The following is a 12,790-nucleotide window of genomic DNA, read 5'->3' on the forward strand; positions in this document are numbered from 1 at the left end:
ATCAGGCGGCAGTGCCGTACTGGTGGGCGCCCGCCGGGTCGAGCTGGAGCGTGGCCGTCTCGCCGGCCTCGGTGTCGGGGCGGATGGTGAAGCCCGTGATGCGGCACCAGCCGGACCAGTTCGTCCACTGGTCGCGGACGGTGACCCGTACGTCATCGCCGATCTGCCAGGAGCCGATGGGTGCGGAGGGGTGATCGCGGACGGTGATCTCCTCGACTTGGCCGAGGGTCTGCCGCCACGCCCTCTCCGCCTTCGCCCGCTGCGCGAGGACGTCGCGTCCGCGCACCTCGGGCAGCTCCAGGACGTGCTCCAGGCGGAGCCTGCGGTTGCGGACGGCCTCGATCGCGCGCTGCTGTGAGCGGCCCTCGCCGGTGCCGGTGGCGATGACCACCTGCGCGTACTCGTCCGCGCTGTATATGACCGGAGGGCTGTCGATGATGTTGATGCCGCTCGAGAACGCAATGTCCGTACGCCGGGCCCCCAGACGCGGGTAGCCGAGCTGAATGCGGCGGACCGGCCGACGGTCCCTGTCCCACCACGTCGTGCAGGTGTAGTCGGGGGAGTCCGGCCCCTTCACCAGGTCATCGAGCTGCTCGCCCAGGACCGGGGTCTCCCACCATCGGGAGTGCCACGGCTCCGCCGGGGTACCGACCGTTGCCTTCGACACCGTGGAGTCGACGCTCAGGCCGAGGTTCCCATCGGGGATGGACTGGGCGTAGGCCACGATGTCCCGGGCGACCTTGCACGGATCGGCGCGTACGTACGGGCCACGCCCGCCGAGCTCGCCGTCCAGGTCGTGCCGACTGTGCAAGTACGAGGACCAGCCTGCTGCTTCGACCTTGAGCGCGTTGCCCTCGGGCTCGGCCTGCCAGATGAGCCCGCCCCACCGCAGAATCCCGTTCCGCTCGGCGTAGATGAGCGTGTTGCCCGGATCCGCGAGCTCAGGATGCAGCCACGCCAACCGTGGCGAGAGCGTCCCTCGCAGATGGCCAGGCCCGTTGAGCTCAGGTCCGAACTCGACGCCACTGAGCGGCAGGTGGGGGGACAGCCATTCGCCGGTCAGGGCGTTCTGGGTGAGGTAGCGGTAGGTCACACCGGGCCCTCGGTGAACTCCACGTCGGCGATGATGCTGGTGCCGGCGTCCGCGCCGAGGTCGCCCTTCCAGTCCTTCGACATCTTGGCCTGGAGGTACAGAGCCTGGCTGGTGCCCCGGTAAGAGGCGGGCAGGGTGATGGTGTCGGCAACGAGAGCTGTGCCGCGGCGAACGACTTTGCCCTGGTTGTCGTCCACGATGGTGTCCTGGCCCTCGATGGTGCCGAAGACCGGCTGGAGGTATCCGTAGAGGCTGTCGAAGTCCATACGGAGCCCGGCGATCGTCACGGTGAGGATCAGCTTGGTGGCCCAGTCCGGGACCGGGATCGTCCAGCGTGCCTCGGGCGGCCAGTTATGCCATTTGTCATCGTCCTTGTATGCCTTGGTCAGTTTGCTCGGATAAGCGGTGTAGAGGGTGCGTTCGCGGCGGGGATTGGCCACCTTGCGCAGGTCGCGGATCATCGCCGCCGTGATGGTTCCGGTGTTCGCCGGGATGTCGAGGCGCGCGATCGCGATCCCCGTGACGCCCTTGGGCACGGTGGTGGCGGTGCCAGCGACATTGGGGATGACGTCGAAGACGTTGATCTGGTCCTTCGCTGGATCGAGACCGCCTTCGAACTCCGGGTCCGTGATCCGCAGGACGATCAGATCCGAGCGCGGTGTTGCACCTGTCGGTGCGACCGGCACCGTCGCGACGCCGATGTTGTAGGCGGTGTACGAGCCCTGCCACATGTTCGCCTTGCCGCGGATCACCGCCGACCCGTCCGCGATTTGCACGCCGGCACCGGGCACGGGAAGCGGCGTCACCTTCAGATCCGCGGCCTCGGTGATGCCTTCACCACCCCGGCTCAAATCTTTGATCATCATGCGGAACGTCTGCGCGGAGTGGGTGGCTCCGTCGACGAGCAGAGGGGCTTGCGCGAGCGTCATAGGTGTACGGATTCCTTCGGTTCAGAGGGCTATGTAGGCGTCGCGCCACGCCACGGTGAGGCGCGCGGTGGCGGTGGGATCGGATGCGGTCCAGCGGATCTCGCTGCGCCCCGGCGGGAGCACGAACGTGTCCAGGCGGGAAGTGGTCGGCGCGGTACCACCGTTCTCGCGGGTCACGCTGATCCGGCTGGGCCGGGTATCGATGCGAATCCACTGGCCGGCGGCGAGCGTGACCGGCAGATCAACGGAGCGGCCGGTGCCGACGTGCGTGATGACGGGGTTCGCGCACGGCCCGTGCACAGTGATCACCGGATGCGCGTCGATGGCTCCGCCGTTGGTCACCCAACCTGGGCGGTTCTGCCCGTTCGGGCTGCCGCTGGTGACCCGGATCGGTGCCTGCACGGGCGCAGTGAACCCGCCGCCGGACAGCCAGCCGAGCCGCAGCTGCGTTCCTTGCTCGAAGTCGGCGTAGTAGCGGGGATCCGGGGCCACGAACTCGACATCGAGGGGTACCCAGCCGAATGCGGCCTTCTCCCATGACGGTTCGAGCTTGCTCAGCCGCCCGTACAGGACCCGCACCGGAGAGCCGGGCCACTTGATGCGAAGCGGCATCACCGCCCCGCCGACCGTGCGGATCTTCCTGTTGTCTGCGATGGTCTCCAGGTCGGCGAGGACCTGCCGGGCAGCGGCCGGGTCACCCGGGGTCTTGATCGCGCAATCGATGCGCAAGGTGCGGGCCTCGTACCAGTCCGGTGCCGCCCATGCGCCGTCCGCGCCGGGCTGCTCGACCAGCTCGCCGCGCGTACCCGGACGGCCGAGGCCTTCGATCTCCGCGATCGGGATGGCGGTGTCGTGGCCGAGGACGATGCCACCGAAGTCCAGCTGGAAATCCTTCAGTTCAGCGGTACTCATCGCAGGACGCCTCCGCGCTTCGCCCGCCGCATCTGATAGGCGACCGTGGATGCGATGTCGCTCGCGGTCGCGCCGGTCTGGGCGACGTGGATGGTCTGGCTGCCGATGGCTGGCGCCTGGTGGATGACGACGACCCGGGCACGCCCGCCTGCGGCGTCGATGAGCTTCTTCGGCGCGAGTCCGTAGCCGAACCGGTCAGCGACCTGCCCCAGCACGGCCGTCGCCCGGCCACGTTTGGCAGTGCCGAGAGGCAGATATGCCTCCCCGCCCGTCGAGCGTTCGGCGAACTTGATCAGCCCATTCCCCGAGGGCGGATAGACGCCGGGCTCCCACAGGCCGCCATTCGCGTACGCCTTCCCAGCGTTGGCCTTCACCAGGTCGGCGAGGAACCGGTCCGCCTTGCCCGTTTTCCTTATCTGACCGTTGGAGCGGTTGGCGATCTCGATGAGCCGGTCTTCGTCGATCCCCGTCGACTCGGCAACGGCATGGATGCTGCGTCCCTTGGCCAGGGCGCCGATGAGCTTCACAAAGTCGCCGAGCTGATCTGAGTCGAGGGTCTTGCCCGCGGACTGGGCTGCGCTGTTGGCCTGCTTCGCCTTCTTCTTGTCGCGCACGGCCTGGGCGGCGAGCGCCTCAGCGTTCTCATCGCCCTGCTCCGCCAGCCGCGAAGCGAGCGCGCCGTAGCCGCTGGAGGCCAGCTTGGCGAGGTTGTCCTGGAAGGTGGTGGAGTCCCTGACCGCGTTCTGGAGCTGCCCGGTGTAGTCGCCCAACGTTGCCTTGGCGGTGCCGGCGAGCTTGGTGAGCTGGGCGGCCATCGACTTCACGTACCTGTTGGAGCCCCGAGCCATCTTCCGGGTGAGCGCGACACCGTCTTCGCCCATCTCCTCCAGGGCCTTGGCGACATCCGTTCCCGCGCGACGGGACACGGTCGCCAGGTCGTTGCGCCAGGCCGAGGCAGTGCGGACCGACTTTCGGAGGTTCCGCTCGAACATGCCGAGGTCGAAGTGCTCCTTGCCGCCCTTGCCCTTGCGCTGTGACTTCGAGACCAGGTCCGAGACAGAGAAGCCCGAGCCCCCGAGGGGCTGGTACGACCAGTTCGACAGGCCGCCATCGGCATACCAGGTGACATCCCCGTCGAAACGGCGGACGACCTCCTCGACGATCGCCTTGCTGCGGGGCCGCTTACTCGACGCCAGAGGCACATACGCCTCGCCCTGAGTCTCCCGCTCCGCCCAGACGCGCATCGCTCCGGCCGGAGCGATCTGCGCGACGTGGTTCTCGCGGACGCCACCGTTCGCGTAAAACTCAAGGACAGAGCCACGGGCCTGCGGGGCCTGGATCGCGTCCGGGACACCGTTGCCGTCCCGGTCCCAGCTCGTGGCTCTGAGGGACACGCCGACACCGATGGTCCGGCCCATGATCCCGTTGATCGCGCTCTGGATGCTCCCCGCCGCCGAAATGGGCCCGCTGGTCGGCACCGTGACGGTGACGTTCTTGCTGCCCGGGATGTCGGTGACCTTGATGCCCAGGGCTTCGAGCTGCTGCCGCGCCTCGTCAGTGGGCGCGCTGACCGTCACGGTCTTTCCGCCGGGTACTCCGGCGATCTTCTGCTTGACCCCCTCCAGGCTGGCGATCGTCTCCTGTGTCGCGGACGTGACCTTGACGTGCTTACCGCCCGGGGTCTGAGCGATCTTCGCGATCAGCGCGTCCAGATCCGTGCGTGCCATGTCGGTCGGGGCGGTCACCTGTACGCGCCGGTCCTTGAGGTCCTTGATGTCGAAGCCGAGCTTCTTCAGGTCCTCGCGAGCCTCATTGCTCAGGGTGGCGATGGTGACGGTCTTGTTGTCCGGCGTGGCCTTGAGTGCCTGCTGCACGGCGATCAGCTCGGCCATCGACTCGTCCATGCCGGCGGTCTGCAGAAGGATGGAGACCTGCTCGGGCACGAGCCCGGCAGCGTCGGCGAGCTTCGCGGCCTGATCAGCGCCCAGCCCGAAGCCTTGAGCCGTGGTGATGGCCGACTCGCGGGCGGTCTCCATCTGCTGCTGCGCGGCCTTCAGCGCCTCCGGGACGCTCTTTCCGTTCGCCTCCGCGTACTGGTACGCCGCCAGCGCGGCGTCCGCCGAGTTCGTCGAAAGCCCCTGCAACAGGTCGTACAGCTTCTGCCCGTTGCGGGTGACGGTCGAGAGCGAACCGTCCATGTTCAGCAGCGACTTGCCGTACCCCTGCGCCTGGTCGACGCCGTCCTTCAACGACTCCGCAGCATCCGACACGGACCGGTTCAACCGGGCCTCGGCCGCGGACAGGTTCACCGAGCCGCCGGCCAGGACGTTCAAGGCATCGTGGAGGGCGCGGGCCCGGGTGTCGGCGTCGGCTGTGTTGTCGGACAGGCGGCGCATCGCGTCGGAGAACTTCCCGAACGGGCCGACGGCGTCTGCTGCGGAGCGACCTCCGGATCCGGTGGCATCGGCGAGGTCCTTGGCGTCCTTGACGGCCTGCGACATCTCGCCCTTGACCGAGCCGAGCGCATCCGCAGCCCTCGCTGCGGCCAGGCCCTGGTCGTTGTACGCCTTCGCCGCGCCACCCTGGGTGGCCAGCCATTCGACGTTGGCCTCGGCAGTCTCGTTCAGGCGCTTCTGGAGTGCGGTTAGACCGCCGTCCTGCCCGAGATAGGCCTCCGTGAGATCCCTGACGGATACGCCGGCCTTCGACATGACGTCGACGAGCCGGTTCTTCCCGTCGAAGACTTTCGTGTCCATGATCGACTGCGCGGCCGCGGCACGGACGCTGTCGTTGACCGCCCCGTTGGAGTCGCGCAGCGCCTGGGTGAGGGTATTGATCCTCGACTGGTGCTCGGCCGCAGCCTGGGCGGCCTTCTGCTGGTGGGAGGCGAGCATCGACAGGCCGACACCCGCAGCTGCGATCGCGACACCCCACGGCCCGCCGAGTGCGCCCATCAGCCCGCGGGCAGCGCCACCGAGCCCGGTACCGATGGCCCGCGTCAGACCGGAGACCGGCCCGGAGGCACTACGGAACGCGGCCGTCATCTGCCCGACCACGGGTATCCGCGTCTGCAAGACGGCCAGGGCTTGCCCCACTCGGCCGATGGACTGCCCGGATGCGGCAGCGAGTTGCTGCTGGACCCGCATCTGGTCGCCGAAAGTCCGGAAAGCCCCCGTCACCGGGCCGGACACGGTGCGGCCCAGGTTCATGAACGTGGGGGTGACCCGGCGGGCCAGCAGCATCGCCATGATCGCCGTCTGCACAGGCCCGGGCAGAGCAGCAAACCCCTGAACGAGCCAGGCGACGGTGTGCCCGATCGGCACGAGCACCCCGGAGACCGTGCCGGCCGCAGAAGAGACCAGATTCAAGGCCGTGACGATCATGTCGAGCGCCGTCGACCCGGCGTCCGACTCGTCTCCCAGGTCCCCGATCGCCTCAGCGACGGGGGAGACGGCGGAACCGACGTTCCGCAGGATCTCTATCAACGCGCGGCCGCCGTTGACCAGGACGTTCAAACCCGCCGCAGCGGCATCGAACGTCAGCTCCTTCAGCGGCTTCCCCATCCCGCTGAACGCGTCGGTGAGCTCCTCGACCCCGGATGCCGCCGCCGACGAAAGCCCGGGCCTGGCCAGCGTGTACAGGCCGCGGGCGTAGTCCATCGCCTTCGCGATCGGCGGTGTCGCGGCCTGCAGCCCGGACGTCGCCAGCCGCGTCACCTTCTCCAGCGCGGGAGCAGCAGCCGTGTAGAGGACCTGGCCGGTGTTCTTCCACTGCGTCTTCAGCTGGGTGACCGCGCCCGACAGCCCCTTGGTCTGGGAGGCGGCGATCTCTTCCGCAGCGCCGGTACGGGCGATCGCGGTGTGCATCTGGTCGTACGCCTCGACGCCCTGATGCGCGAGGGCCGATGCACCGGCGAGGGCGGGCTTGCCGACAACGTTGGCCAGCGCCCCCAGGAAGTCCTTCTGCGACATCCGGTGCTGGGCCTGCTCGAAGCCCTCGATGACCGTCCGCAGGCCCTTGAAGTTGCCCTGGGTGTCCCAGGCTTCGATGCCGAGCTCTGCCAGGCCCTTGCGCATGTTCGCGGTCGGCTTGGCCAGGTTCGTCAGCATGCCGCGAAGCGACGTACCGGCCTTCGAGCCGAGGATGCCGGAACGGGCCAGCATCGCCACCGCCGCGGAGGTGTCCTCGATCGAGATGCCCAACTGGGCGGCGACCGGGCCCGTGTAGGACATCGCGTAGTAGATGTCCTGCAACCCGCCGGACGCCGCGTTCGCGGACGCGGCAAGAACGTCCGCCGCTCGGCCTGCGTTGTTCGACGACAGACCGAACTGGTCCATCACGTCGCCCAAGTAGCGGGCGGCGTCTGCGGCCGAGAGGTTGTCGGCGGCGGCGAGCTGCATCGCAGCGCGGGCGTTCGCGAGTGACGACGTGGAGGTCTGGCCGGCCTTCGCCAGCTCCAGCATCGCGTCCGCAGCTTTCGCCGCGGACGTACCGGGGATGTTCAGGTCGGCGCCGAGCTCGCGGGCTTTCGCCGCGGCCTGCACCATCTCCTGGCCGGAAGCGCCGGTGACCGCGCCCCATTTGTTGATGGCGCGCTGGTACTCGTTGCCCTCTTTCGCGATCTCCGCGAGGCCGGCGACGATGCCGCCACCGACGACGAGATTGCGCAGGTGGTGCGCTTCCTGCCGGGCGCCGAGCAGCCCGTGCCGCAGCTGGCGCATCGAGGCACGCCCGTCCGAGCCGACGCGGCGCAGACCGGCGCGGGCACCATCGGCGTGCCGGCCCAGGGTGTGCAGCCCGGATGCCGCGCCCCGCGCACCGGAGCCGGTCTGACCGAGCTGCCGGTTCAGCGCAGTGACGTCCCGACCGAGTCCGCGGACGGCGCGCGATGCCTGCCGGACCTCGGACAGGAGGCGGGACGCGTCGGCGCGCATCTGCACGCTGAGCGTGTAGTTCGACACCGGACGGTGCCCTTACTCCCCGCGCCCCTTTCCCGCTCTACCCCTTGCGCTGCTCCCACTGGCGGCGCGGAACGAGGCCGATCCGCACGCCATACCCATCGGCCCCGTCCGGGACCTGCTCTTGCTCAGCGGTGATCAGCTCACAGCCGACGCACCGCACTGTGGTGGTGACGTACGCGTACCGGTCACCACCCTGGGCCTCATCCCACTCCGCAGCCCGAGTACCGCAGTTCGCGCACACACTGGACCGGTACGCCTCGTACGCGAGCGCCTTCGCCCGGTCCGTCTCCGACCAGGCGCCGTCACCCGCACCGAGGAAGAAGCTGTGCGGGATCCGATACCGGTCGCACAACTCCAGCTCCGCCCGGAGCTGTGCGTCCGCGATCAGTCTTTTCCCAGCTCCACGGTGCTGGTACGGACGATCTGCTGCGCCTGCCACGCCGCGGCGAACAGTGCATTGGACTCGGCGACCGGCCACGAGTCCAGGAGGTCCTGGGCGTCGTCCTCGGTCAGTCCCTCGACAGCCTTGCCGGCGTCGTGCCGCTCGATGTGCGCGGCCGCGATCAGCGCCGCAGGGAACGTCTCCGGGTTCCAGGCGTCCCCGTCCTCGGCCTGCGCCTCCGTCGGCGGGAACCGCTTGATCAGCCCGTCCAGCACGGGCCGGGGCAGAGCCTTGAACGTCAGCGTCAGCGAGACCTCGTCGAACGCCTCCCGAGCCACCACGAGGTCGTGCTCCGCCCGCTCCGTCTCCGCGCTGGTGGTCCGCTCGGCCTCCGCGTCGGCCATGCGGCAGCGAGCTACCTCCAGCTTCGCCTGCTCAAGGCGCTTCTTCGCGGCCAGGTCGTCGCAAATCTGCAGGGTGTGCTCCGGAAGCTGCCGGGCACGAAGACGAGCCAGCTTGCGAGCCCAATGTGCGTCACGGGCAACAGCGTTCGCGGGCGGTGCAGGGGTGGGACGGGTGGTGCTGGACATGCAGGACTCCACACAGAAGCGCGATGAGGGGGAAACAGGCGGGGAGCCCGGCCGGACCGTACGGCGGAGCGCCGGAACGGAGAGGGATGGCGCTGCAACGCGCGCAGGCCTGCCGGGCAGTTCAAGGGCGGCGGCCGGGCTACTTCTCGATCTTCGGTGGGGCTCCAACGGCCGGGATCTCCGCGTCCTGGGTCGGCTTCTCGGTGATCGAGAAGTTCACCGTGAACTTCGCGGCCTCGTTGTCCGTCGAATAGTTCGGCGAGCGGGAGCCGACTCGGACAGGGAAGACGTCCATGCTCCGGGAGCCCGGCACATCGCCCTTGCGGAGGAAGACGATCCACCCTGTAGCGTCCTTGGTCAGCAACCGCTCGATATCGTCGCTGACCTTGTCCTCGTAGAAGCCCAGCGAGGAGTCGTCGGCCTTGTCCGACCCGGGGATGCTGCTCTCGAAGGTGCTGCCCAGGTCGGGTGTCTCGATGCCCTGGTTGGCGAGGGTCCAGCCGTCGATCGCGGCAACGGCGTTGGTGAGGTCGGTGCCGGCGGTCAGTTCGGGACGAGTCGGCACATGGCCCGGGTCGGCGACCGCGCTGAGCCAGAGGACGCGCGTCACGCCGCGCCGTGAGTACTTCTTTACCTGCAAGGTCTGCTGTCCGATTCCAGGGACGGCAGCCAGTTACGCATCAGAGGGTGGCCCCGTCCCTCGACGTGGTGTCGGGGAACCGGCCCATCCCAGGGGTTGGGTGGGCGTCCGCGCGGGGCCTCCGCGGTGAGGGTGCTCGCAGCCTCAGTCAAGATCGGCGAGTCCGAGCTGCTGCGTGTAGATCACGATACTGCCGTCAAGATCCCGCTTGTCCGGAACCCCAGCGGAAGGGCGCCTTTCCCGGTGTCACGAGTGTCCCCGTTTCCGGGAGGGGTCCCGGAAACGGGGACAAACACTGAGGGACGGCTCGCGCTCGTTCCGTGACAGGGGGAGACCAGGATGGATTACCCGACACACACCGTTCCGTCAGAGCCCGCGCCACCCGAGGGTCGGGCGCATGACCCGCTGGCGGTTGCCCTTGGCAATGCGTCCCTGCTCGGCGTCGGCTACCTGATGCTGGGGCGGCGCAAACTCGCTGTCGCCGCCGTGGTGGTCACCGTCGTGCTCGTCTCCGTTCTTGCCTCGGTCGCCCGGCCGTGGTGCGAAGTCGTCGTGCTCCTGTGGTGGGCAGCCGTTATTGCGCACGGGTGGTTCCTGGCGGCCAGGCGCACTCGCCGGGTCGCGGTGCGCAGGCTGCGCCTGGTCGCGCTCGGCGTTACGGTTCCGGTGCTGCTGACCGTGGGGCTCCTGCGGTTCGACGCCTCCAGGATCGAGCGGAGCGTTACCGGAGCCCGCGAAAGCGGCGACTGCGCAGACGTGTTGACCGCCCAGGACAGGGTGTGGTTCGGCCACCGCATAGCTGACGCCCCGCTGACCGTCCGCGGCGACGAAACCGTCCAGGCGTGCCACCGGCTGCGGACGGCCAAGGACAGGCTGACCACCGGGTTGACCGGCGACACCGGTGCGCTGAAGGCGGGCTTCGCCACGCTCGCCTCGGTCCTCACGGATCCCGGCAACGACAAGACGGTCGAAGCGGTCTTGAACGGGTTCCTCAGCGGCCTGCCCGCCAAGGAACCCTGCGACACCGTCACGGTCACCGACTGGCTTCGTGAACGGAAGCCGAGCCACAACGTGCTGGACCGGTCCGCCGACACCGCCACGCGGACCGCGCCCGCGGCGCTCGTCGGATGCGGTGACGACCTCTTGGCCGACAAGGACTGGGAGAAGGCACGGACGCGTTATCAGCAGTTGCTCGACCAGTACCCCGACGACGCACTCACGGCCAAGGCCCGCGGCGGAGTCAAGAAGACCACGCTGACCATCGAGCTGGCGAACGTTCGCAGCCTTCTCAAGGGATCGACCTACTTGGAACCCGAGTACTGCGACACACCGGCGAAGTACAGCGGCGCCGCCCCCTACGGTAAGGGAACCAACCGCGCGCTGTTCTATGGCAACAAATATTACGCGGACCTGCTCCCCGCGGAGTGGAAGGCCACCGACGCCGCCCACGCCGTGCTGGTGGTCTGCGCGGACGACGACGAGGACGGGACCGCCGTCCGGACGTGCCCTTACGAGAACAAGACCTTCCCACAGTTCCCCAGGAAGGTGACGTTCCACAAGATCGCGATCCCCGTGAAGGTCTACGAGCTGCGGACCGGAAAGCTCGTGGCCGACCGCAAGGTGCAAATCGGCGGCGCGAGCTGCCCCGAGGTCCTTGAGTACGAGACCTACGGCCCCACCGATCTCGGCCCGCCGTCGGACGTGCAGGTCACCGAGTCCAAGGCCGACGTACGTGACGCCTTCCGGCCGCTGATCAACCGGTGACCAGCGGCGCAGGCCGGTGAACTGGCGGCGGACTTAACCGCCACGGCATCGGCGGATGGACGCAGATGATGCGCGAATACGGCAGGCTGCCATCCGGGCGGTGATCCCGCAGCCGGCGGATCAGGTCGCCAACCGCAATCGGCGAGGCAGCTGGGGCAGTCGGCCACCAGGCTTTGACCGCCACACCTACCGGCAGCGCAACACCGCCGAGCGGCGCATCAACAGCCCCGACCAGTGGCCAGCATCGCCACCGGCTACAAGAAGACCGCCACGATCTACCTGGCAGGACTCCACATCGCAGGCATCTCCTTCTGGCCAGATGATCCAAACGAAACTGCCTAACCCCCTGGATTCAATCATCTGGTCATAAGCGGCTCCGGCCACAGGCGTCTGCCAGACAGCGCAGGTTGTTGTGCCCGCCCCCGGGGCCGAACCGGGAACTCTGCGGCCGATATCCCCAGGGGGCCGGTACCGCGCACCTTTACTAATTGGGTCAGGCGTGCTGGGCGCCGTCCGAGTCGGACGGCAGGAGCGTCAGGTCCTACTGGTGGCGCTCAGCCGGTATCGCTGTGAGCTGGTCACCACGCCTTGGGCGGAGGCGGTGGTGTCCGTGCCGTCGTCGGCATCGAGCTCGCGCCCCCAGACATCAACTCCGGGTATCTCGAGTGAATTCCGCCAGGCGCCCGACGGTGCGCGCTCCAGGACGGCTCGACGCCCACGGTCGGCCATCCACTCCGCCTGATCGGTGCGGCCAGCGACCGACGTCAGCTGATAGACGAGTTCGGCATCCTCTGACGCATCCGCCAGCGGCGCACCCCCCACTGGCCCGCCGAGCGGATACAGCACCACGTATGGCACCTCGGCAGGTTTCCCATTCACCAACGGCAGCGCGCCAAGACCGCACGGTCGGCCCGTCGCCTTCACGATCAGGTGTTGGAGAGCCTCGGACACCGGCGCGCGGTCGATCATTCGCCGTCCTCAGTGAAGAACGCGGCAGCAGGCCCTTCGATGGACAGCGCGCCGTAGCGGCACAGGCCCAGCGCATCCCACTCCGGCATGCCGGGACTAGTCAGCACAGACAGCGACCGATCGCCGTCATCGTCCAGAAGCTCGGCGACGACAACGGCGCGGGCCAACATGCCCCGCTCGTGCTCGGCCAGGACCTTGGCGAGCGACTGCTCCATGTCCATGGCCAGCGCACTCACAGCGCCTCCGCCACAGCGTGCCCGAGAGCCCGCACCAGTGCTGGCCCGGTCTGTTCAACAGCCGGTCCCAGGTGCGGATAAGGCCGCTGGTTGTAGTGCCGGCCGATACTATCGACGCCGACGAAGCCGAACTCCAGACGCCGTGCCTGCCGTGCCGCGCTGCCCACCTCGCCCACGACAACGGGCCCCGCACGGTGCACGTCGCTCGTCCACGAAGCCCTGTACTTGCCAGTGATCACGCGGGGACCAGGGCGCCCTGACGCGTTGTACTGCACACCCTTCACCAGGACCTGGACGCTGTGACGCATAACCGT

At 68.5% G+C, this 12,790-nt stretch carries 11 protein-coding genes; 1 reads left to right on the forward strand and 10 read right to left on the reverse strand.

What is annotated here, in order from left to right; translation table 11 throughout:
• Window position 1 precedes the first annotated feature (1 nt).
• The 7 genes from ADL12_RS39830 to ADL12_RS39860 all read right to left on the reverse strand — a co-directional run bounded on the left by ADL12_RS39830 (window position 2) and on the right by ADL12_RS39860 (window position 9,507).
• A complete protein-coding gene (locus ADL12_RS39830) occupies window positions 2-1,093 on the reverse strand; it encodes a hypothetical protein (protein WP_062712538.1) in 1,092 nt (363 codons plus the stop codon).
• On the reverse strand, window positions 1,090-2,022 hold the full coding sequence (locus tag ADL12_RS39835) for a hypothetical protein (protein ID WP_062712542.1): 933 nt from the start codon (window positions 2,020-2,022) through the stop codon (window positions 1,090-1,092). The genes ADL12_RS39830 and ADL12_RS39835 overlap by 4 nt, the downstream gene beginning before the upstream one ends.
• 21 nt (window positions 2,023-2,043) lie before the next feature.
• Window positions 2,044-2,934: a phage tail family protein gene (locus ADL12_RS39840; RefSeq protein WP_062712546.1), complete on the reverse strand. Its 891-nt coding sequence runs from the start codon at window positions 2,932-2,934 to the stop codon at window positions 2,044-2,046.
• Entirely contained in the window at window positions 2,931-7,895 is a 4,965-nt protein-coding gene (locus ADL12_RS39845; protein WP_062712549.1) for a phage tail tape measure protein, read from the reverse strand. Before ADL12_RS39845 ends, ADL12_RS39840 begins: the two co-directional genes overlap by 4 nt.
• Before the next feature lie 37 nt (window positions 7,896-7,932).
• Entirely contained in the window at window positions 7,933-8,247 is a 315-nt protein-coding gene (locus ADL12_RS39850; protein WP_062712551.1) for a hypothetical protein, read from the reverse strand.
• A 32-nt stretch (window positions 8,248-8,279) separates the two neighbouring features.
• Entirely contained in the window at window positions 8,280-8,867 is a 588-nt protein-coding gene (locus ADL12_RS39855; protein ID WP_159053437.1) for a hypothetical protein, read from the reverse strand.
• 139 nt (window positions 8,868-9,006) lie between these two features.
• Entirely contained in the window at window positions 9,007-9,507 is a 501-nt protein-coding gene (locus tag ADL12_RS39860; RefSeq protein ID WP_482262878.1) for a phage tail tube protein, read from the reverse strand.
• A 339-nt stretch (window positions 9,508-9,846) separates the two neighbouring features.
• Between ADL12_RS39860 and ADL12_RS39865 the strand changes: the two genes are divergently transcribed.
• On the forward strand, window positions 9,847-11,271 hold the full coding sequence (locus tag ADL12_RS39865) for a tetratricopeptide repeat protein (protein WP_062712560.1): 1,425 nt from the start codon (window positions 9,847-9,849) through the stop codon (window positions 11,269-11,271).
• Window positions 11,272-11,805: 534 nt separating this feature from the next.
• On the opposite strand, the gene ADL12_RS39870 is transcribed toward ADL12_RS39865, so the two are convergent.
• The 3 genes from ADL12_RS39870 to ADL12_RS39880 are packed head-to-tail and all read right to left on the reverse strand — an operon-like array spanning window position 11,806 to window position 12,784.
• The gene (locus tag ADL12_RS39870) at window positions 11,806-12,240 is read right to left on the reverse strand and encodes a hypothetical protein (protein ID WP_062712563.1); all 435 of its coding nucleotides are present in this window, start codon (window positions 12,238-12,240) and stop codon (window positions 11,806-11,808) included.
• The gene (locus ADL12_RS39875) at window positions 12,237-12,476 is read right to left on the reverse strand and encodes a hypothetical protein (protein WP_062712566.1); all 240 of its coding nucleotides are present in this window, start codon (window positions 12,474-12,476) and stop codon (window positions 12,237-12,239) included. The genes ADL12_RS39870 and ADL12_RS39875 overlap by 4 nt, the downstream gene beginning before the upstream one ends.
• Window positions 12,473-12,784: a hypothetical protein gene (locus ADL12_RS39880; RefSeq protein WP_159053438.1), complete on the reverse strand. Its 312-nt coding sequence runs from the start codon at window positions 12,782-12,784 to the stop codon at window positions 12,473-12,475. Before ADL12_RS39880 ends, ADL12_RS39875 begins: the two co-directional genes overlap by 4 nt.
• Window positions 12,785-12,790: the final 6 nt, after the last annotated feature.

Source organism: Streptomyces regalis (assembly GCF_001509475.1).
Classification (GTDB): domain Bacteria; phylum Actinomycetota; class Actinomycetes; order Streptomycetales; family Streptomycetaceae; genus Streptomyces; species Streptomyces regalis.